General features: G+C 64.1%; 22 protein-coding genes and 1 pseudogene. 9 read left to right on the plus strand and 14 right to left on the minus strand.

The features are described from left to right. Positions 1-242 precede the first annotated feature (242 nt). Together NKH95_RS32515 and NKH95_RS32520 are read right to left on the minus strand one after the other, a co-directional pair. Positions 243-1181 (minus strand): CHAD domain-containing protein, encoded by a 939-nt coding sequence (locus NKH95_RS32515; RefSeq protein WP_352443165.1) that lies wholly within the window; start codon positions 1179-1181, stop codon positions 243-245. Next, positions 1178-1651: a CYTH domain-containing protein gene (locus NKH95_RS32520; protein ID WP_023813485.1), complete on the minus strand. Its 474-nt coding sequence runs from the start codon at positions 1649-1651 to the stop codon at positions 1178-1180. The genes NKH95_RS32515 and NKH95_RS32520 overlap by 4 nt, the downstream gene beginning before the upstream one ends. A gap of 89 nt (positions 1652-1740) precedes the next feature. Between NKH95_RS32520 and NKH95_RS32525 the strand changes: the two genes are divergently transcribed. Genes NKH95_RS32525 through NKH95_RS32540 form a run of 4 tightly spaced genes read left to right on the plus strand, consistent with a single transcriptional unit; the run spans position 1741 to position 5439 of the window. Continuing rightward, the gene (locus NKH95_RS32525; protein WP_352894486.1) at positions 1741-2439 is read left to right on the plus strand and encodes a CerR family C-terminal domain-containing protein; all 699 of its coding nucleotides are present in this window, start codon (positions 1741-1743) and stop codon (positions 2437-2439) included. Then, the gene (locus NKH95_RS32530) at positions 2436-3389 is read left to right on the plus strand and encodes an HlyD family secretion protein (protein WP_352894488.1); all 954 of its coding nucleotides are present in this window, start codon (positions 2436-2438) and stop codon (positions 3387-3389) included. The genes NKH95_RS32525 and NKH95_RS32530 overlap by 4 nt, the downstream gene beginning before the upstream one ends. Further along, the gene (locus NKH95_RS32535) at positions 3386-4306 is read left to right on the plus strand and encodes an ABC transporter ATP-binding protein (protein ID WP_352677906.1); all 921 of its coding nucleotides are present in this window, start codon (positions 3386-3388) and stop codon (positions 4304-4306) included. The genes NKH95_RS32530 and NKH95_RS32535 overlap by 4 nt, the downstream gene beginning before the upstream one ends. Next, positions 4303-5439 carry an ABC transporter permease gene (locus NKH95_RS32540; RefSeq protein WP_023813489.1) on the plus strand — a complete coding sequence of 379 codons (1137 nt, stop codon included), beginning with the start codon at positions 4303-4305 and terminating at the stop codon, positions 5437-5439. The genes NKH95_RS32535 and NKH95_RS32540 overlap by 4 nt, the downstream gene beginning before the upstream one ends. A 145-nt stretch (positions 5440-5584) precedes the next feature. Here the strand turns inward: NKH95_RS32540 and NKH95_RS32545 are convergent, their stop codons facing one another. From NKH95_RS32545 to NKH95_RS32555, 3 genes are all read right to left on the minus strand, one after another. Then, positions 5585-6184 carry a DNA-3-methyladenine glycosylase gene (locus NKH95_RS32545; RefSeq protein WP_023813490.1) on the minus strand — a complete coding sequence of 200 codons (600 nt, stop codon included), beginning with the start codon at positions 6182-6184 and terminating at the stop codon, positions 5585-5587. A 97-nt stretch (positions 6185-6281) separates the two neighbouring features. Continuing rightward, positions 6282-7259, minus strand: coding sequence for a threonine/serine dehydratase family protein (locus NKH95_RS32550; RefSeq protein ID WP_023813491.1), 978 nt, complete (start codon positions 7257-7259; stop codon positions 6282-6284). Between the two features lie 309 nt (positions 7260-7568). Continuing rightward, positions 7569-7892: a hypothetical protein gene (locus NKH95_RS32555; RefSeq protein ID WP_023813492.1), complete on the minus strand. Its 324-nt coding sequence runs from the start codon at positions 7890-7892 to the stop codon at positions 7569-7571. Positions 7893-8067: 175 nt separating this feature from the next. Between NKH95_RS32555 and mbfA the strand changes: the two genes are divergently transcribed. After that, complete coding sequence (gene mbfA, locus NKH95_RS32560) at positions 8068-9051, plus strand: iron exporter MbfA (RefSeq protein WP_023813493.1); 984 nt, start codon at positions 8068-8070, stop codon at positions 9049-9051. 160 nt (positions 9052-9211) lie between these two features. On the opposite strand, the gene NKH95_RS32565 is transcribed toward mbfA, so the two are convergent. The 3 genes from NKH95_RS32565 to NKH95_RS32575 form a co-directional block, all read right to left on the minus strand. Next, a complete protein-coding gene (locus tag NKH95_RS32565) occupies positions 9212-9556 on the minus strand; it encodes an antibiotic biosynthesis monooxygenase family protein (RefSeq protein WP_023813494.1) in 345 nt (114 codons plus the stop codon). Then, positions 9553-9885: an NIPSNAP family protein gene (locus NKH95_RS32570; RefSeq protein ID WP_023813495.1), complete on the minus strand. Its 333-nt coding sequence runs from the start codon at positions 9883-9885 to the stop codon at positions 9553-9555. Before NKH95_RS32570 ends, NKH95_RS32565 begins: the two co-directional genes overlap by 4 nt. 64 nt (positions 9886-9949) lie before the next feature. Continuing rightward, positions 9950-10162: a DUF1127 domain-containing protein gene (locus NKH95_RS32575; RefSeq protein ID WP_023813496.1), complete on the minus strand. Its 213-nt coding sequence runs from the start codon at positions 10160-10162 to the stop codon at positions 9950-9952. A gap of 68 nt (positions 10163-10230) precedes the next feature. On the opposite strand from NKH95_RS32575, the gene NKH95_RS32580 reads away from it, so the two are divergent. Beyond that, positions 10231-10905 (plus strand): ArsR/SmtB family transcription factor, encoded by a 675-nt coding sequence (locus NKH95_RS32580; protein WP_023813497.1) that lies wholly within the window; start codon positions 10231-10233, stop codon positions 10903-10905. 207 nt (positions 10906-11112) lie between these two features. Here the strand turns inward: NKH95_RS32580 and ligD are convergent, their stop codons facing one another. The 3 genes from ligD to NKH95_RS32595 form a co-directional block, all read right to left on the minus strand. Beyond that, positions 11113-13626 (minus strand): DNA ligase D, encoded by a 2514-nt coding sequence (gene ligD, locus NKH95_RS32585; protein WP_023813498.1) that lies wholly within the window; start codon positions 13624-13626, stop codon positions 11113-11115. Positions 13627-13638: 12 nt separating this feature from the next. Further along, positions 13639-14508, minus strand: a complete 870-nt coding sequence (ku, locus tag NKH95_RS32590; RefSeq protein ID WP_128305295.1) for a non-homologous end joining protein Ku — start codon at positions 14506-14508, stop codon at positions 13639-13641. Between the two features lie 63 nt (positions 14509-14571). Continuing rightward, positions 14572-14736, minus strand: a complete 165-nt coding sequence (locus tag NKH95_RS32595; protein ID WP_164893053.1) for a hypothetical protein — start codon at positions 14734-14736, stop codon at positions 14572-14574. A 150-nt stretch (positions 14737-14886) separates the two neighbouring features. Here NKH95_RS32595 and NKH95_RS32600 point away from each other — a divergent pair, with 150 nt between their 5' ends. Both NKH95_RS32600 and NKH95_RS32605 read left to right on the plus strand, forming a co-directional pair. Next, a complete protein-coding gene (locus tag NKH95_RS32600) occupies positions 14887-15027 on the plus strand; it encodes a hypothetical protein (RefSeq protein ID WP_023813501.1) in 141 nt (46 codons plus the stop codon). A gap of 179 nt (positions 15028-15206) precedes the next feature. Continuing rightward, positions 15207-15668 (plus strand): thiol-disulfide oxidoreductase DCC family protein, encoded by a 462-nt coding sequence (locus tag NKH95_RS32605; protein WP_502895416.1) that lies wholly within the window; start codon positions 15207-15209, stop codon positions 15666-15668. 181 nt (positions 15669-15849) lie between these two features. On the opposite strand, the gene NKH95_RS32610 is transcribed toward NKH95_RS32605, so the two are convergent. From NKH95_RS32610 to NKH95_RS32620, 3 genes and pseudogenes are all read right to left on the minus strand, one after another. Beyond that, on the minus strand, positions 15850-16233 hold the full coding sequence (locus tag NKH95_RS32610) for a DUF1850 domain-containing protein (protein WP_352443170.1): 384 nt from the start codon (positions 16231-16233) through the stop codon (positions 15850-15852). Continuing rightward, positions 16230-18346, minus strand: a pseudogene (locus NKH95_RS32615) (TRAP transporter permease). Before NKH95_RS32615 ends, NKH95_RS32610 begins: the two are co-directional and overlap by 4 nt. 227 nt (positions 18347-18573) lie before the next feature. Next, positions 18574-19533, minus strand: coding sequence for a TAXI family TRAP transporter solute-binding subunit (locus NKH95_RS32620; RefSeq protein WP_352758931.1), 960 nt, complete (start codon positions 19531-19533; stop codon positions 18574-18576). 260 nt (positions 19534-19793) lie between these two features. Here NKH95_RS32620 and NKH95_RS32625 point away from each other — a divergent pair, with 260 nt between their 5' ends. Next, the gene (locus tag NKH95_RS32625) at positions 19794-20162 is read left to right on the plus strand and encodes a YciI family protein (protein ID WP_031213674.1); all 369 of its coding nucleotides are present in this window, start codon (positions 19794-19796) and stop codon (positions 20160-20162) included. Positions 20163-20306: the final 144 nt, after the last annotated feature.

Raw genomic sequence — 20306 nt, forward strand, 5'->3', positions numbered from 1 at the left:
TTCGCCAAGCCAAGGTCCGGGCGGCCGCCCGGACCTTGGCTCAATCGCTCTAATCCCACGAAATCTCTCTCGTGTAGATACAAGGTGTCGAGCGAAGCTCGACGGAGTGGGGGTCGACCTTGCTCGCGGGGTTTGTGCCTGTCTTGCAGGCGGCGGCGCGTTTGACGAATGGCTTCCCCCACTCCGTCGCTGCTTTGCAGCGCCACCTCTCCCCCCTCCGGAGGGAGAGGAAAGGCGCCAAGTCAGCTTGCCGTCGCAGCGGCCTCTTCCGGCGGCGCAGCCAGATCGTCGCGCGCCTTGCGGGCCAGTTTGCGTGTCGAGCGTTTGGGACTGTCGCCGAACAGTTCGGCCGCCTCAGCCAGGCAGCTCTTCTTCAGCTGCTTCTCCGACCGTTTCAACAGCTTGCCCAGAAGTTTCGTGTCCTCGGGCAGCCCGAGCGGCTGGTCGTCGGCCTCGAGCAGGGCGCGCATCACCAGCACATCGTGCAGGTCGCCCAGCCGCTCGCCCAGTTCGTCGACCGCCTTGCGCCGGGCCTTGATCGGTGTCGGCCACAGCCTGCCGAGCAGCGACAGATGCATGCCGTGGGTCTTGGCGGCCTTGCGCAAATCGTGGAAATCATCGGCCGCGCCCCGCGATCCGGCCTTGTCGAGCGCCTTCCTGGCACGGCGCAGCGTGACGCGGGCACCTTCGGCAAGCACGTCGGCCGCCTGTTCCGGCTGGTCGGGCAAGGCCAGCGCTTCGATGCGTTTGAGGCCATCCTCGCAAGCGGCGGTCGCCGCGCCGATCGCCGCTTCGAGCCCGCTGCCTTCGTGCAGTTCATGCTGGCGCGCGATCAGCCTGTCGCGCGCAGCAGTAAGCCCATCGTCGGCGCTCTCCTTGGGAAAGCTCGCCGCCAGCCGGTCGATGGTCTCGATCAGCGCAGTCGCCTCGCGCGGACCGGCAAGCAGGCCGGCCACATTGCGATAGCACTGGTTTTCGGTCTCACAGAACGTTTCGTCTCCGGAACGAACAAGCCGCAGCAAGGCGCGGGCGCTCTTCAGTCGCTTGCGGCACTTGTGCAGCGCCTGTTCCGGCCGGCTCCGTGCGGCGTCAAGGTGATGCAGCGCCTTGCCGATTTCCTCGGCAAGGATACGCCTGACCTCGCCGGTCAGCGGCAGGCGCGGATCGATACGAAAGCTCATGCGGCGATCTCCGGTATCCCCCCAAGGGCGAGCGACGCGTTGTAGAATTTTGACTCGCCGGTGACTTCGCGGCCGAGCCAATCAGGCAGCATTTCGTCCGGCACGTCCTCCGGCGTCTCAAGTTCGGCGATCACAAGTCCCGCAAGCGGACCGCCAAAGACATCGATTTCGTAGAGATAGCCACGGTGCCTAACATGGTGACGTGTCTTCTCGATGACACGTCCGATGGCGAAGTCCAGCATCTCCACCGCCTCCGACAGCGGGATCGAATATTCGAATTCGTCGCGTTCGCGCGCCTTGCTGCCGAATTTGAGCGTCAGCCTGGCGGAAGTGCCATCGCTGATGCGAATGCGCACCGTGCGCCCGGGGCCGGCAGCGAGATAGAACTGAAGAATGCGGATATTGGCCTCGGCCAACTCCCGCCATGCGGTGCTGGTGACCAGGAATTTTCGTTCGACTTCCTTGCCCATGGCCGCGCACTAAAGCGTTTGCCGCCGTCGATGGCAAGGCAATGACGAACACAAGTTGACTTTAATCAATCGATTGATTAACTGTTCTCATGATCAAACTACCTGAGCCTAAAATTCTTCGCCGCGAGCCCGCCGAGATGACGCGCGCGGCCCTTGTCCAGGCGGCGCTGAAGCTGTTCGGAAGGCAGGGCTTCGATGGCACCTCGACGCGCGAGATCGCCGCCGAGGCGCAAGCCAATATCGGCTCGATCGCCTATCATTTCGGCGGCAAGGAGGGTCTTCGCACGGCCGCCGCCGACTTTATCGTCGAGACCATCCAGACGGTCGCCGGCCCGGCGCTCGGCAACGCGCAGGCGACCGCGCCGGTCGGTCCCGAGGCAGCGCAGGCGCAGCTCTTCGCGGCGCTGGAGCGAATGGTCGGCTTTGTCGTGGCCAGTCCGCAGGCCGGCGAGATCGTGCAGTTCATCCTGCGCGAACTTTCCCATCCAACGGCAGCCCTCGATCGTATCTATGACGGTGTCTTCGAGCCGAGCCATCGCCGGCTGTGCCAACTCTGGGAACAGGCGACCGACGAGCCGGCCGAAAGCGAGGCCACAAGGCTCACCGTGTTCACGCTGATTGGCCAGGTCATCTATTTCCGCATCGGCCGCGAGGCGGTGATGCGCCGCATGGGCTGGCCCGATATCGGCGCCGCGGAGGCCGCCAAGGTGGTGGCGGTCACATCGGGCAATCTCAAGGCCATATTGGCCGCCAGAAAAGGGGCAAAGACAAAGGGGCAAAGACCATGAGTTTTCTGTGTTCGCTGCCGCTCGCCGCGCAGCTCTTCTCCGCCTGTGCCCCGGCAGCCCCGCTGGCCGTCGGCTATGTCGAGGGCGACTACGTGCTGCTGGCGCCGATCGAGGTGGCGCAGGTCGAGACCGTCACCGTGAAGCGCGGCGACCGTGTGGTGCTCGGCACGACCGTGGTGACGCTGGAAAGTGCCGACGCAAAAATCGCGGTGGCGCAGGCCGAAGCCGGCCTTGCGCAGGCGCAGGCGCAATTGGCCGACCTGCAGATCGGCAAGCGGCCGGAAGAGATCGCCGTGCTGAAGGCCGAGGTCGACATGGCCAGCGCCCAGGCCGCCGACGCCAAGCGCAAATACGACCGCGCCGCCGATCTGTTCAAGCGCGGCGCCGGCACGCAAGCCGACTTCGACACCGCGTCGGCCACGCTCGAAACGGCCAATGCGCAGGTCGGCCAGGCCAATGCCAATCTCGCCGTCGGCGGCCTGCCGGCACGCCCCGAGACGATCAAGGCCGCCGACAATCAGGTCAAGCAGGCGCAGGCCGCGTTGGAGCAGGCGCAGTGGCGGCTGTCGAAGCGGGTGCTGGCAGCGCCTTCGCCGGGCCGCGTCAACGATGTCATCCGCAATCCGGGCGACACATCAGGTCCGACGGCGCCTGTCATCTCGATCCTGCCCGACGGCGCGGTCAAGCTCAGCGTCTACATCCCGGAGAGCGCTTTCTCCTCGGTCAAGGTCGGCACCTTGCTCGGCGTCCATTGCGACGGCTGCGGCCCGGATGTGAAGGCGCGCGTCAGCTACGTGTCGCCGGATCCGGAATTCACGCCACCGGTGATCTATTCGCTCGAGAACCGGCAGAAGCTGGTCTATCTGGTCGAGGCGCGGCCGGAGGGCGATGCCGGGCCGCTGCAGCCCGGCCAGATCGTCGATGTTGATCTCGCGGACAGTGCAAAATGAACGCCATCGACGTCCATGGCTTGGTCAAGCGTTTTGGCGACAAGACCGTCGTCGACCATGTGACGATGTCGGTCGCCGAGGGCGAGATCGTCGGCTTTCTCGGGCCCAACGGTTCGGGCAAGACCACCACCATCCGCATCATGTGCGGCCTGCTGACGCCGGACGAAGGCGAAGGCACGGTGCTCGGCTTCAACATCCGCACCGAGAGCCTGCGCATCAAGCGTGAAGTCGGCTACATGACGCAGAAATTCTCGTTCTACGAGGATTTGACGATCGGCGAGAATCTCGAATTCGTGGCGCGGCTCTACCGGTTGAAGCCGGTCGAGGAGCATGTGGCGCGCACGTTGGAGGACCTCGGCCTGGCGTCGCGCCGCAACCAGCTGGCCGGCACCTTGTCGGGCGGCTGGAAGCAGCGGCTGGCGCTGGCCGCCTGCATCATGCACAAGCCGAAATTGCTGCTGCTTGACGAGCCTACGGCCGGTGTCGATCCGAAGGCGCGGCGCGAATTCTGGGACGAGATCCATCGCCTCGCCAGCGGCGGGCTGACCGTGCTGGTCTCCACCCACTACATGGACGAAGCCGAGCGCTGCCACCGCATCAGCTATATCTCCTACGGCAAGATGCTGGCCACCGGCACCGTCGCCGAAGTGGTGAAAAATGCCGGGCTGACCACGTTTGTCCTGCAGGGCCCGCGGCTCGATCAGGTCGCCGAAGCGCTTCAGGGCCGCCCCGGCGTCGACCAGGTGGCGCCGTTCGGCGCGACGCTGCATGTCGTCGGCTCCGACAGGAAGAAGCTCGAAGCCGCACTCGCCGACGTCGAGAAAGAGCATAAGGGCGTGAAAGTTTCGCCCGGCGAAACCAGCCTCGAGGACGTCTTCATCCAGTTCATGTCCGGCTCGAAGGACAACATGGCATGAACAGCGTCTTTTCCTTCGCCCGGCTTGGCGCGCTGCTGATCAAGGAATTCATCCAGATGCGGCGCGACCGCATCACCTTCGCCATGATGCTGGGCGTGCCGCTGATACAGTTGGTGCTTTTCGGTTACGCCATCAACAACGACCCGAAGAGCCTGCCGGCGGCACTCGTGGCGACGAGCAACGATCCCTACACGCGTGCCATTGTCGCGGCGCTGCAGACCACCGGCTACTATCGTTTCGACCATGTCGCGCAAAGTGCCGCCGAGGCCGAGTTCCTGATATCGCGCGGCGACGTCGCCTTCGTCGTCACCATCCCCGCCGATTTCGCCAGGAGGGTGGAGAGCGGCAACAACCCGCAGATACTCATCGAAGCGGATGCCACCGACCCGGCTGTGGCCAGCGGCGCCATCTCGACGCTTGGCACCGTCGCCAGCCAGGCGCTGCTGAGGGCGCAAGGCACGCAGGAAGCCGCCGCCGAGGCCGCCAAGGGTCAGCTCGATGTCGTCGTACACCGGCGCTACAATCCCGAAGGCATCTCGCAATACAACATCGTGCCCGGCCTGCTCGGCGTCATCCTGCAGATGACCATGGTGATGATGACCTCGATCGCGCTGACGCGCGAGACCGAGCGCGGCACGATGGAGAACCTTCTGGCCATGCCGTCCAGCCCGCTCGAGATCATGATGGGCAAGGTGCTGCCCTATCTGGCGGTCGGCGGCGTGCAGATGGTGGTGGTGCTGGCGGCGGCGAAGCTTCTGTTCGCCATCCCCTTCACCGGATCGATGTCGCTGCTCCTGACCGCCGTGCTGATCTTCGTGCTGGCGCTGGTGCTGCTCGGCTATACGATTTCGACCATCGCCCGCACGCAGATGCAGGCCCTGCAACTGACCTTCTTCTTCTTCCTGCCGTCGATCATGCTGTCGGGTTTTATGTTCCCCTATCGCGGCATGCCGGACTGGGCGCAAATCTTCGGCGAGATCTTCCCGCTGACGCATTTCCTGCGCATCACCCGCGCCGTGATGCTGAAGGGCGCCGAACTGCCGGCGGTGGCAGACGAGATCGGCTGGCTGGTGGTGTTCGTGGCCTTGTTTGCCGGCGTGGCACTGGTAAGGTTCAGGCGCACGCTGGATTAGGCGCCGCACGACCTCCACAGTTTTGGTACCAGCCTTTGCGGCGTCGTCATCCTATGGTCTGCGCTGCGTCGCTTCGCTCCTTGCTCCGCCCGTGGATGACGAAGGGAGAAATGCTTCCGCCAATCTCCATGGTTTGTAACTGCCACTAACCGTTGAGCGATTTCGGGCCGCTGACAAACACGCTTCCCTTGACATAGAATCGCAGCAGGCGGTCCGCATCCTTCGAAATGCCGATCCTGACGCTCTGTCCGATTTCGCCGGCCTCGTCACTATCGCGTGCCAGCCATAGCTGGCCTTTGCGGCAAAGATCGAGCCCGTCGAGCGAACGATCGATCCGCAACGCCTGGGCCAGCCTTCCCGGTCCTCGCGCCAGGTCGCGCAGGCGCTCGGTGCCGCGATTGACCCGCATGATCGCAATGCCCTCGAGCGGCTCGAGCGCCCTGATCAGCACGCCGGTTCCGACCCCTGGCATCTCGCTCGAGACATTGAGCATGTAGGAGATGCCGTAGGAGAGATAGACATAGGCATGCCCAGCGTCGAGAAACAGCGAACGGTTGCGCGGGGTCATCCCCCGGTAACCGTGTCCGGCGGCGTCACCGGTCACATAGGCCTCGGTCTCGACGATGCGGCCGCTGGCGATGCCTTCGGGCAGTTCGCGCACCACGATCTTGCCGATGAGGGTGCGGGCAAGGGATGCCGTATCGTCGGGCAGCTCGGAACGCGTGAGCGGGCGGTAGATGATCATGCTCAGCGCGGCGACGATTTGGCGGCGGGCGAGGAGTGATCCAAGGCGGAGCCTGTCGCCAGATACTCCATATCAGATCCCCTTAGACATCGCCGTCTCAAGCAGCCGCCATGATCCCGGCATAAGTGCCGAAATCGACATTGCCGCCGGACAGCACCACGGCAACGCATTTGCCCGACAGTTCGATCTCGCCCGATGACAGTGCTGCCAGCGCCACGCAGCCGCCGGGCTCGACCACCAGCTTGAGATAAGCCATGGCGTCGCGCATCGCCTGAGCCGCCGCCTGGTCCGAGACGGCGATGCCACCGGTGAGGTTCCTGCGGTTGATCTCGAAGGTGATCACGCCAGGCTCGGCGGTTAGCAGCGCGTCGCAGATCGAGGCGTAGCCGGGCTCGTTCGAAACCCTGGCACCGGCGGCCAGCGACCGGCGGGTGTCGTCGAAATGCTCGGGCTCCACAGCCCAGACCGCGGTGTCAGGCGAGGCGTCTTTGACCGCAATCGAAATGCCGCTGGTCAGGCCGCCGCCGCCGCAGGGAACGACCACCGCGTCGAGGTCGACGCCAAGTGTTTTTGCCTGGCGCATCAATTCGAGGCCGATCGTGCCCTGGCCGGCAATGATGGCCGGATCGTCGAAAGGCGGCACCAGCACCATGCCTCTCTCCATGTAAGGACGGATCACGGTCATGCGGTCGTCGCGAAAGCGGTCGAACGGGACCACCTCCGCGCCCATCTTGCGCACGTTGGCGATCTTCATCGCCGGCGCGTCCGAAGGCATGGCGATCACCGCCCTGACGCCGAACATCGCGGCCGAAGCGGCGACGCCTTGCGCATGATTGCCCGACGAGAAAGCGACGACACCTTGGCTGCGTTCCGCCTCGCCGAGCGACGACAGCTTGTTGTAGGCGCCGCGGAATTTGAACGAGCCGGTACGCTGCAGCGTCTCCGGCTTGAACAGGATGCGGCCGCCGAAGCGCTTGTTCAGCTCCTGCGATTCGAGCAACGGGGTTTCGACGATCAGGCCGGAGAGACGCGCGGCGGCGGCGTGGATGTCGGCGATGCCGGGAGGGGTGGTCATGGCGGGTCCTGCGGAAACATGTTGCCCTTCATGATGCCCGCAAAGGGAGGCGGCGCACCAATGAAAAAATGTGACCGTTACAAAGTTTGGCGGGTCATGAACGGCGCTTGCGCCGCCCCTCACCTGCCTGCCGGCATCCTCTCCCCGTATAGTGACGGGGAGAGGGGCCTTCATCAACGGTTTCGCCAATCACTAGCGTTGCAGGAAGAGTGCCGAGGTTGCGGCCGGCGTCTTTCTCCCCGTTCTACGGGGAGAAATGCCCGGCAGGGCAATGAGGGGCGGCGCCGAGATGGGCAGTTAACTCCCTACTTATCCGAGCAAAGTCCTCTGCCTCTTGCCCCCACCCAGCTTGCGCCAGTTGTTGAACCGGTGGCTGGCGGCGGCAAACGAGATCTTCATCTGCTGGGCGACCGAATAGCGCGACTTGCCCTCGTCGAACATGCGGTAGCAGCACTCGACGCCCTCCTCGGTCAGTTTGCCGTCCGGCGCCTTGTTGTGCGGGTTGGCGGGATCGAATTTCTCGACCTGCTGCTCGACCAGCCCCTTCAGGCGTTGCAGGTCGGCCTCGATGCTGGCGATGAGATCGAGAACGGGCTTGGGATCATAGGGGTGCGGAGGCTGTTTTGCCGTCATCTGCCGGTTCCTTGTTCTTGGCTTGAGTCCAGCAATATAGGTGAACATTCACTGATAATGAAGGGTCACCGCGGGCGCGGGGCTTCAACAATTCTTGACCGCGACCCAGCGCGCAATTGACCGAAGGCGTTCAAAACCCTAGTTTAGAACTATTCTAAACTAGGGTGAATTCCTCATGCTTTCCCGTGTTTTCGGCTTCGGCCGCCGCCCCTTCGAATCGCTCTCCGAACAGGAGATCCTGGCGCTGGCCATTTCCTCCGAGGAGGATGACGGACGCATCTACCGCGCCTATGCCGACGGCCTGACGGAAAACTTCCCGCAATCGGCAAAAGTGTTCGAGGAGATGGCCGAGGAAGAGGATGGCCATCGCGATGCGCTGATCGAGCTGTTCCGCAAACGGTTCGGCGAGCGCATACCGCTGATCCGGCGCGAACATGTGAAGGGCTATTACGAGCGCAAGCCCGACTGGCTGGTCCGGCCGCTCGGCATCGAGCACGTCCGCAGCCAGGCCGAGGCGATGGAGCGGCAAGCCTACCTTTTCTATGTCGAGGCGGCCAAGCGCACGGCGGATGCCTCGACGCGAAAACTGCTCGACGATCTGGCGGTGGCCGAACTGGGCCATGAGACCCTGGCGCAGCGTCTGGAGCAGAAACATGTGCCGGGCGAAGTGAAGGATGAAGAGACCGCCGCCGAGCAGCGCCAGTTCATCCTCACCTATGTGCAACCAGGGCTGGCCGGGCTGATGGACGGATCGGTGTCCACTCTGGCGCCGATCTTTGCCGCCGCCTTCGCCACGCATGACACCTGGCAGACGCTGTTGGTTGGGCTTGCCGCCTCGATCGGCGCCGGCATTTCGATGGGCTTCACCGAGGTCGCTTCCGACGACGGCAAGCTGTCGGGCCGCGGCTCGCCGATCAAGCGCGGTTTGACCGTCGGCATCATGACGACGTTGGGCGGTCTCGGACACGCGCTCCCCTATCTCATTCCGAGCTTCTGGACGGCGACGGGTGTCGCTGCAGTGGTGGTGTTCTTCGAACTGTGGGCGATCGCTTTTGTCCAGAACCGCTACATGCAGACGCCCTTCCTGCGTGCCGCCTTCCAGGTGGTGCTGGGCGGCGCCCTGGTGTTCGCGGCCGGCGTGCTGATCGGGAATGCGTAACCGCAAAGCGCCCCCTCACCCAGCCTCCGCTTCGCTCGGCTGACCTCTCCCCGAGGGGAGAGGAGACTACCAGCGCCGGCGCCAACTCTTCTCCCCTGGGGGAGAAGGTGGCCGCGAAGCGGCCGGATGAGGGGGCGACGGCGCGGCGATCGGCTACCACTCACCCATTCACCGCCCGGCTATCCCTAGGCGCCTCGTCCCTCTCCGTCAGCCCATAATCCCTCACCACATGGGCGATGCGCAGTCGGTAGCCGGCAAAGATGCCGCCACGACCGGCCTGCTGCGCCTGCCGGTGTTCTTCGGTGCTGCGCCAGGCCTTGACCGCTTCCTCGTCGCGCCAGAACGACAGCGACAGGACGCGGTTCGGATCGGCCAGGCTCTGGAAGCGCTCGATCGACAGAAAGCCGTCGATGCCGTCGAGCAGCGGCCGCAGATCGGCGGCGATGCTCAGATATGCATCGCGCCTGCCCGCCGCCGGCTCGACCTCGAAGATGACGGCAATCACGGCAGCACCAGTTTCGCGTGCGGGCCCGAGACGTGCTTCAGGAACATGCGGTCCTCCTTGAGGATGAATCTTTCACGCTTGGCAAACTCGTAGTTTGCCTTGCCGGCGGGATGGGCGGCAAGTCGCGCGCGGTAGGCCTCATAGGCCGCCAGGCTGTCGATGTTGTAGGCGGCATAGGCCGTTGTCGCCGAGCCTTCATGAGGCGCGTAATAACCGATCAAATCGGCGCCGCAGCGTGGAATGGCCTGGCCCCAGTTGCGGGCGTACTCCTCGAAGGCCGCCTTGCCGAACGGGTCGATCTCATAGCGGATGAAGCAAGTGATGGTCATTGTGGTCTCCTCGGGATTGCGTCAATAGTTCGAGCCGCATCGAAACGTCCTGCCGCCCGACCTGCTAGGGCTGCCAGAAGGATTTCGCGCATTCGCGGCGCACGTCTTGCCGTGTAAGGCCAAGATCGCGCAGCTGATGATCGTCGATCTCGGCAAGGTCGAGGCGCTGCAGATGACGGTCATACCAGCGGGCCAGCAGCCGCGAACGCAACCAGGTGACGAACGGGAACGATTGTCGGCTGGGGAGCGCCGAGGGGAAAGCGGTTCGTGCGGCCATCGTCGTCTCCTTGATCTCACCTGAGAATAGTGATTATCTGACAAGGATGCTTCGATGAGGAACGAACCATGCGCGAAGGACCAGACATCGCCCGCATCGCCAGCCTGGTCGGCGACCCGGCACGGGCAAACATGCTGAATGCCCTGATGGGCGGCACGGCGCTGACGGCGAGCGAGCTGGCGCTCGAGGCCGGCGTCTCGCTGCCGACCGCCAGCTCGCACCTGGGCAAACTGATGGAAGGTGGGCTGCTCACGGTGGCGAGCCAGGGCCGGCATCGCTATTACGGCCTCGCCGGACCGCAGGTGGCGGGCATGATCGAAGCCATCACAGGTGTCGCGGAAGCCGTCGGTCCAAAGCGTGTGCGCCCGGGTCCGCGCGATGGCGCCATGCGCGTGGCGCGCGTCTGCTACGATCACCTCGCTGGCGAGCAGGCGGTGACGATGCTCGATCGGCTCGTCGCCAAAAACGTGCTGGTCCGCGACGAACAGGAGATCAGGCTCGGTCCTTCGGCCGCATCGCATTTCGCAGCGATAGGCATCGACGTCTACACCAAGCCGCGACGGCCGGTGTGCCGCGCTTGCCTCGACTGGAGCGTGCGGCGCTCACACCTCGCCGGCACACTGGGCGCCGCCATCCTCGACAAGATCCTTGCCGAGAAATGGGCGCGCCGCGAGAAGGACAGCCGCGCGGTGATCTTCTCGCCGCCGGGTAGGCAGGCGTTTGAGAGGGTGTTTTTGACGTGAGACGTCGGCGGGACAACGCCCCCCTCTGCCCTGCCGGGCATCTCCCCCTCTTGGGGGAGATTGGCAGTTTCATCGTTTCGCTCACCTTACAGCGTTGATAGTTGGCGAAAGCGGTGGAGCGCATAATCTCCCCCTTGAGGAGGAGATGGCCGGCAGGCCAGAGGGGGGTACGCGAAGCATCGCTGCGTTGGCAAATTGCGGCGAACTCTACCCCCGCTTCAACACCTTCCCCTGCTTGAAAAACTCCTTCCACGGATCGGCTTTCGCCAATTGCTTCAGCGTCGTCTTGTCGCCGATCGGGAAAGCGTTCGGCGCCAAGCCGGCCTCGATCTCTGGCCAGGTCACCGGCATCGACACGGTGGCGCCCTTCTTGGCGCGCGACGAATAGGGCGCGACCGTCGTCGAGCCCCTGCCGTTGCGCAGATAGTCGACGAAGATCTTTCCGGTGCGCGCTTTTTTCGACAGCGTCGCCGTGTAGCGGTCGGGGGCACCCTGCTCCAGCGCCCTGGCGAAATCATGGGCGAAGGTTTTGACCTCCTCCCAATCCGCCGCTGGTCTCAGCGGCACCATGACGTGAAAGCCCTTGCCGCCCGACGTCTTGACGAAGTTCGGCAGCGACAGCTCGTCGAGCTTGCCCCTGATATCGAGTGCCGCCTCGCGGACCGCCTTCACGTCGACACCTTCATCGGGATCGAGATCGAAGATGATCTGGTCGGGCTTTTCGATCTCATCGATCGTGCACCCCCAAATGTGGATCTCGACCACGCCATACTGGACCAGTGCGGCAACACCATCGAAATCCCGGATGTACAGGATCTCCTCGCCGTCACTAGGGTCCTTCATGCGGGCGATCTTGTCGCTCATGCCGGCCGAGGCATGTTTCTGGAAGAAACGTTGGCCACCGACACCGTCCGGCGCCCGCACCAAGCTGAGCGGCCGGTTGACGACAAACTGTTCCATGCGCGGCCAAACCTGCGCGTAATGGTCCAGCAGGCCCCGCTTGGAGATGTTTTCGTCCGGCCACAGCAGCTTGTCGGGATGCGAGAGTTTTACCGTGGTCGTCATCGATCTAGCGGCTTTGCCACCCGGTGCCGGCTTGGCCGTGCTCTCGCCTGTCGATGGCTTGCCTGTCGACGCTTTGGGCTTTTCCTGCACGACTTCCTCCGCCGCCTTGTCCTCGCGCAATCCCTGGAACGAGGCGTGGCGTATTATACGGTCCGAGGTCCAGCTGCGAAACTCCACTTCGCCGACAAGCTCGGGCTTGACCCAGACCAGGCCCTTTCCCTTCGGCACGGCGGCGGAGAAGGGCGATGTTTTTGCCGTCAATGCATCGAGTTTTGCCTTCAGCTCATTGGCGCCCTTGCCCGAAAAACCGGTGCCGACGCGGCCGGCATAATGCAGCTTGCCGCCCTCATGGAAGCCGACGAGGATCGAGCGCAATCCGCGCCCGGTCTTGTCCGACGGCAGATAGCCGCCGATGACGAATTCCTGCCGCGCCGTGCATTTCGACTTCACCCAGGTCGGGCCTCGGCCGCTGCGATAGGGGGCATCGGCACGCTTTGAGACGACGCCTTCCAGGCCCATGCGGCAGGCATGCTCCAGCATGATCTTGCCAGGTTCGGAGAAATGGTCGCTGAAGCGGGCCGCGGGATTGTCGGACTGTTCGCCGAGCAGCTCCTGCAAGGCCTGCTTGCGCTCGACCAGCGGCTCGCGGCGCAAATCCCTTCCGTCGAGGCGCATCAGGTCGAACACGTAATAGACGAACCGATGCGTCCGCTTCGCCGACAGGTCCTGCTGCAGCAGCGCGAAAGACGAGACGCCGCTGTCGGCGAGCACGACCACCTCGCCATCGATGATGGCGTCGCTGCACTTCAGCCCGGCCAGCTCCGCGACGATCTCGCTGCCGAATTTCTTTGTCCAGTCGAGGCCGGTCCGGGTCAGCAGCCGCACATCGGTGCCGGCGATCTGCGCCTGCATGCGGTAGCCGTCGAACTTCACCTCATGCAGCCAGTCCTTGCCCGGCGGTGCATCGCGCTCCAGCGTGGCCAGCTGCGGCTCGATGAAGTCGAGGCGTTTGCCGGGTTTCGCTTTGCCGGCGGCCGGCTTGTTGGAATGCCATACTTTCGGCTTCTCACCCTTTGCGGACTTGCCCTCGCCGACCTCCTCGATGGTCAGGCCGGACTTCACCGATTCTGGCGCTTCCTTGAGGATGTCCTCGCCAGGACGCGCTGCGGCATCGTCCGACTTGATCAGCAGCCAGTTGTCGCGTTTTTCACCCGCACGCGGCTTCAGCCGCACCAGATGCCATGCCCCATGCAGCTTGTGGCCCTCAAGCTCAAAGCTGATATGGCCCTTCTTCATCGCCTTGGCCGGGTCGATTTCGGGGGTCCAGGTGCCCTCGTCCCAAACGATGACCGAACCGCCGCCATATTCGCCCTTGGGAATGGTGCCCTCGAACGGCGCATAGTCGATCGGGTGGTCCTCGACATGCACGGCGAGCCGCTTCTCATGCGGGTCGAGGCTCGGGCCGCGCGTCACCGCCCAGCTCCACAGCACGCCGTCATGCTCAAGCCGCAGGTCGTAATGCAGCCGCGTCGCGGCATGCTTGTGGATGACGAAGATGCCGCCGGCCTCGCCCTTCTTGGCCAGGGCAACCTTGCCGGCCGGTTCGGCGGTCTTCTTGAAATCGCGCTTGGAATGATATTGTTCGAGGCTGGCCATCCGTTGGGTTCCTCAGGCCGATTTGCGTTTGGGCGCGCTGCCTTTCGGCTTGGCGCGTTTGGCCGCCGGCTTGGCTTTCGCCGACGAAGGCTTTTTCGATGACCCGGAGTCCGACAGGCTCTTCTTCAGCGCGTCGAACAGATTGACGACATTGGAAGGTTTGGGCGCCGCTTTGGCCTTCGGCGCCCTGTGGCCGGCCTTCTTGGCGCGGATCAGCTCCAGCAGCGCCTCCTCGTATTTGTCGTCGAATTTCGAGGGGTCGAACTTCGTCTTCTTCTTGTCGATGATCAACTCGGCGAGGTCGGTCATCTCCTGATCGGTCTTCACGGACTCGATGTCGCCGAACACGGTTTCCGGTTGGCGCACCGTGTTGTCGTAGCGCAAGGTCGTCAGCACCATCCCTTTGCCGAGCGGCTCGATAACCACCGGCCGTTCGCGTCGGTAGAGCACGATACGCGCCAACCCGGCCATCTTCTTGCCCGCCATCGCATCCCGGATGACGGCGAACGCCTCTTCCGACACCTTGTCGGCCGGGGCGACATAATAGGGCGTATCGAGATAGATCTGCTGGATCGAAGCTTTGTCGACGAAACCGTCCAGCGCCATCGTGTGCGAGGATTCGATCTGTACCGCCTCGATCTCGTCCTCCTCGATATGGATGAAATCGCCATCGTCGAGTTCATAGCCCTTGACCTCCTCATCCTCCTCCAGCGGCTTGCCGGTTTCGGCATCGACATAGAGCCGCTTCACCGTGTTGCCGGTCTTGCGGTTGAGAATGCGAAACGAGACCCGCTCCGTGTGGGTGACGACATTGGTCAGTTCGACGGCACAGGTGACCAGCGATAGCTTCAGATAGCCCTTCCAGGCCGGACGCGGCGCCATGAGCTCTTCCCTTCCAGAACGAGATGAAGGTGAGAACGGACAGACCGCGCTCCAGTTCCGCGCTCACGCGCCGATCTGGATGCCGAGGGCCACCCGTGGCGTTCTGGCCGCCAGCACGGAAATTTCGCGAGCGCGGCAAAAGTTGAAACAGAACCGCGCACGGGCGACATTCAAACGAAACATATGTGATGCAAAAGTCACATTGACCGGAATGCCGACCAACTGCACCGAAAGACCCCGAATCAGCCGCATTCCAGCCACGAAGCGAGGCATTTTCGACCAGATATTAACATCACGTTCACCGACTATTCACGCCTCGACGCTATGATGACCGCAATTCGGAAGGGACATCCGAAAATCGGGACAGGGACCAGGGTAATGAACTTCCTCGCGCACCTCATCGGCTATGCCGCCGCAATCCGCGAATTCATCGCGCCGACTTATCGGCCCGAGCGCTATTACATGCGCGGCCCCGGCCCGGCCTGCGCCCGTCGCGGCAACTCGCTGGGCGCGCACTGATCATGGCTTTCGAAAATCGCCACGACAGCCGGATCTGCAGGCCCGCCGCCTCTACCCGCGCCACCACCTATCGCGCCGAGCGTCCCGCTCTCGCCGACAGGCGCCGTGCGACAACGCCAGGGCTTTGATACCGACGCTGGCCGGCTTAGTGTCGTAGGACACGAGCAGCCGAGGCCAGCTTGACCGACCATTCCCAACCCAGTCGACCCAAGTCAAACCGTCCCTCTGGAACAACTCTCGACGCACGCTATCCATTGATCGTTTTCGATGGCGTCTGCGTGCTCTGCTCTGGCTTCGTGCGCATGGTGGTCAGGCTCGACCGCCAAGGCCGTTTCCGCTTCGCCACCGCGCAGTCGCCTTTCGGTGAAACGCTGTTCCGGAAGCATGGACTGCGCACGGACTCTTACGAAACCAATCTCGTCCTGATCGACGGCGTCGCCTTCACGCGGCTTGACAGCTTCGTCGCCGTCATGGCGGAACTCGGCTGGCCCTGGCGGGCGGCAAAAGCGCTGTTGCTGCTGCCGCGCCCGCTGCGTGATTGGCTCTACGATCGCATCGCCAAGAACCGCTACGCCCTGTTCGGCAGGAAGGACAGCTGCGAGATCCCCGCACCCGAGCTGCGGGAACGGTTCCTTGGCTAGAAAACGTGGGGAGCAGCGCGTGAAGCGTCTCATCTAACACCGACGGCTTCTGGCGGCTGCATTGTCCATTTGCGTTGCCAAGGTGGCTGTGATCGCTGCCCACATTGTTCGAAGCTGCCGAGGGTAGCCGCTTCCACGTTCCCGGCGAGATTTCTCATCTGCTCAGAAGGCCGATCACGCGTTATCGTGGTTGGCCGGTGCCATCCGGCCCGCATGGCTCAAGCACGATCGGTCTGCCTGCAGTCTTGCCGAGCTCCCTGCAGCCCTGAGCCGTGCACAGCGTCCACCCGTCACCGGTCGCGCCGGAGGCGGCCAGCACGACGCGCCGCTGCGGGCCGACATCAGGCGCATAGATCCACCAGCCGTCGCGCAGCACCGCGCCTTCCGGGGGCTCCATGCCGGCACCCGAACCCTCGATCCGGGCTTCGACCACCTGCAGGCCGGAAGGCGTGATCTTCCAGTCCTCCTCCCACCGCGTCCGTTCCACCGAATGCGTCCAGGACAGCGTGAAGGCGGCAACGGAGAGCGTCACCGTCTTGCCGGCGGCCAGGATGCACAGGCTCATGCTTTGGCGGCCTGCCGTGAGCGAAAACAGTGCCAGCCGATCCAGGCCAGCGCCAGCACCCAGCCGGCCTCGTCGGTGAGCGGCACCGCAGCGACCAGAAGCACGCCGGCCGCGAAGGCGATGAGCCGTTCCCACAACGCCATGCGGCGGGCGAGAAAGCCGACGGCGGCGGCACCCCACAACACGATGCCCATGCACGCCTTGGCGACGATGTATGCGACCTCGACGGGATAGCCGAACTGGGCGGCGATTGGCCCGGCGTCCTGCAGCATCAGCGCCGGCGTATAGACCGCCATGAACGGCACGACGAAGCCGGCAATGGCGAGCTTGGTCGCCTGGATGCCGATCTTGAGGCCGCTTTCCCTAGCCATCGGTGCGGCGGCAAACGCGGCCAGCGCCACCGGCGGCGTCAAATCGGCCATGATGCCGAAATAGAACACGAACATGTGGCTGACCAGCAGCGGCACGCCGAGTTCCAGCAGCGCCGGCCCGGCCAGCGACGAGGTGATGATGTAGTTGGGGATGGTCGGGATGCCCATGCCGAGCACCAGGCAGGTGACCATGGTCAACACCAGCGACAGGAACAGATTGTCCTGGCCGATCGAGATGATCCAGCCGATGAAGGTCGAGGCGATGCCGGTGAGCGTCAGCGTGCCGATGACGATGCCGACGATGGCGCAGGCAATGCCGACCGGCAGCGCGTTCTTGGCGCCTTCGGAAGCGAGTCGACGCAGATTTGCAACGTCGCGCGGCCGCCCTTGAACGTGAAGCAGGCAACGACCAGTGCGGCGATCACCAGGCCGAGGAGGTTGACGCCGAACTTTATGAACGAAGCGGCGGCAAGCCCGAGGGCGATCCAGAAGACGATGCGGAAGGCGAGCGGTCCGATCGCCGCCGCTAGCGGCGTGCCGAGGATGAGCACGATGGTCAGCGCCAGGCCCATCGTGCCGGCGAAGATCGGCGTGTAGCCGGCAAACAGCAGATAGATCAGCGCTGCCAGCGGCAGCACCAGCGGCCAGTGTTGCCGCACCGCGTCCCACGGGTTGGGCAGCTCGGCCTTGGCCATGCCGTGCAGGCCGGCCTTGCCGGCTTCCAGATGCACCTGCCAGAAGCAGGCGCCGAAATAGAGCAGCGCCGGGATGATCGCCGCCTTGACCACTTCGGCATAAGGCACGTTCAGCGTCTCGGCCATGATGAAGGCGACCGCGCCCATCACCGGCGGCATGATCTGGCCGCCCATCGAGGAGGTCGCCTCGACGGCGCCGGCAAAGGCCGAGCGGAAGCCGAAGCGCTTCATCAGCGGGATGGTGAACTGGCCGCTGGCCACCACATTGGCGACGCCCGAGCCGGAAATGGTGCCCATCAGCGCCGACGACAGCACGCAGACCTGCGCCGGGCCGCCGCGCCATGTGCCGACAAGGCCGAGCGCGAAATCGTTGAACAGCGCGATCATGCCGGCACGTTCGAGGAAGGCGGCAAAGACGACGAAGATGAAGATGTAGGCGGCCGAGACATAGATCGGCGTGCCGTAGATGCCTTCGGTGCCGTAGGCGAAGGTGTCGACGAGCTGGGCGAAATCATAGCCGCGATGGATGAGCGGCGGCGGCAAATGGTTGCCGACGAAGCAATAGGCGAGGAAGATGAAGGCGATGACCGCCAGCGGCAGGCCCATCAGCCGCCGCGCGGCTTCGAAGACAAGCACCACCAGCACCGCGCCGACGATCAGATCGGGCGTGGTCAGGAAGCCGGAGCGCCGGATGAGGTCGGTGTAGAACACCCAATTGTACAGGCCGGTGCCGAAGCCGAGCGCCCCGAGCGTCCAGAACGCGGCTTTCGCCGGCAGGCTCTTGGCGCGCAGATTGGCAATCAGGCCAAAGCCAAGCAGCAGCAGGAAGCCGACATGCATGGCCCGCACCACCTGGCTCGGAATGCTGCCATAGGCGGCGACATAAATCTGGAACACGGAAAAGGCGACGGCGATGAGAAAGGCGGCCTTGCCGGCGATGCCGTCGCCGAAGCCTGGCGGCAGGCCTTCGACCTGCTCTTCGACGACAGGAAGATGGAAGGTGGCGGATTTGCCGTCGGGTATTGTTCCAGACGTTGCTTCGCTCATCCGACGGTCTCCAAAAGGAGCGAAGTGTAGTGCGTGGCGCCCCCCTCTGCCCTGCCGGGCATCTCCCCCTCAAGGGAGGAGATCAGCAGCGTTGGTGTCTGCGCACGTCCTGCAACGTTAGCGATTGGCGAAGGGTGTGGTGACGTCCAATCTCCCCCCTTGAGGGGGAGATGCCCGGCAGGGCAGAGGGGGGCGCCTGGCGAAGACATGTCAGGTTGCCACGCGTCTTACTTCAACAGCCCCTTCTCCTTGTAATAACGCTCGGCACCGGGGTGCAGCGGCACCGGCATGCCGTCGAGCGCCTTGGCCGGGTCGATCGCCTTGGCAGCGGCATGCGCCGCGGCAAGCTGGTCGAGATGGTCGAATATCAGCTTGGTCAACTGGTAGGCGGTCTCGTCGGAGACATCGGCGCGGGTGATGAGGAAATTGCCGACGGCGGCGGTCGCGACATCCTCGCTCTGGCCCTCATAGGTGCCCTTGGGAATGACCACCGAAAGATAGGGCGAGCCGATTTTGGCGACATCCTCGGCCGGCACCGCCACGACATTGATCGGCACCGAGGTGGCGAGGTCGCGGATCGAGGCGACGCCGAGCCCGGCCGATTGCAGCGTGGCGTCGAGCTGCCGGTTCTTGATCAGCTCGACCGATTCGGCGAAGGGCAGATACTCGACCCGGCCGAGATCCTCATATTTCAGCCCGGCGGCGGCGAAGATGGCGCGGGCGTTGAGCTCGGTGCCGGACGCAGGCGCGCCGACCGACAGGCTCTTGCCCTTGAGGTCGGCCAGCGTCTTGATGCCGGACTCCTGGCTGGCGACGATCTGGATATAATTGGGATAGATGGCGGCGATGCCGCGCAATTTATCGAGCTTGCCGGGGAAACCGGCCTCGGCATTGCCTTCGGCGGCCAGCTTGACGGAATCGCCCAGCGCAAAGGCGATCTCGCCCTTGCCTTGCTGCAACAGATTGAGGTTTTCGACCGAAGCCTTTGTCGCCTGTACCTGGGTGCGGGCGCCTTCGATGCCCTTGCCGTAGATTTCCGACAGCGCCACGCCGAGCGGATAATAGACGCCGGATGTGCCGCCGGTCAGCACATTGATGAATTCCTGCGCCCTGGCTGAGATGGTGCCCAGGCCAAGCGAGAGCGCCACGGCGCCGGCTGCAACGAATTTCGTTCTGAAATTGAACATCGGATCTCCTCCCTGAAAATATCGACGACCGCACCGCCTCCTAGATGCGAACCGGGGCGAGTTTAGACAGCGAGCCGCAAATGCCAACCCGCAATTGTGCTCGTTAGACGAACGGTTGAGGGATCAGGAAACAGATGGCGGCTTGCACAAAAAGCCATCGGGGCCGAAAGTTTTTTGAGCAGCCTGTCGAAATCGGCCACTGCCGCGCGACATACGTCCGGCCTCGCAAGGACGCGGCCTTCGCAAAACGGGAGAAGACCATGCGATACATGATTTTGATCAATAGCGACGAAGCCGCATTGGCGAACACGCCGATCGAGAAGGCCCAGCAGATGAGCGCGGCCTATGGCGCCTATACCGAAGCGTTGAAGAAATCCGGTGCGTGGCTGGCTGGCGAAAGGCTGCGCCCGACCCAGGCCACAACCTCGGTGCGGATCGCTGACGGCAAGACCAACGTGATCGACGGCCCCTATGCCGACACCAAGGAGCAGCTTGCCGGCTTCTACATGATCGAGGCGGCTGACATCGATACAGCCATCGAATGGGCGGCACGCTGTCCGGCAGCCAGCACCGGCACGGTCGAATTGCGGCCGATCTGGGAAATGGCCGACTACATGCCCAAGAAATGACGGTGATGGACAGTCGCCCGGACATCGCCCGGGGGGGCGCCCCGGCGGCCCCGCCGCCCAACAACCGCACGCAGGTGGCCCGGGTCGCCGCCCCCCCCCCCGCCCGGGCCCCCCCCCCCGCCGACCGGGGCCCCGCCGTTTGCG

The sequence above is a fragment of the Mesorhizobium sp. M0848 genome (genome assembly GCF_040319805.1).
Classification (GTDB): Bacteria; Pseudomonadota; Alphaproteobacteria; order Rhizobiales; family Rhizobiaceae; genus Mesorhizobium.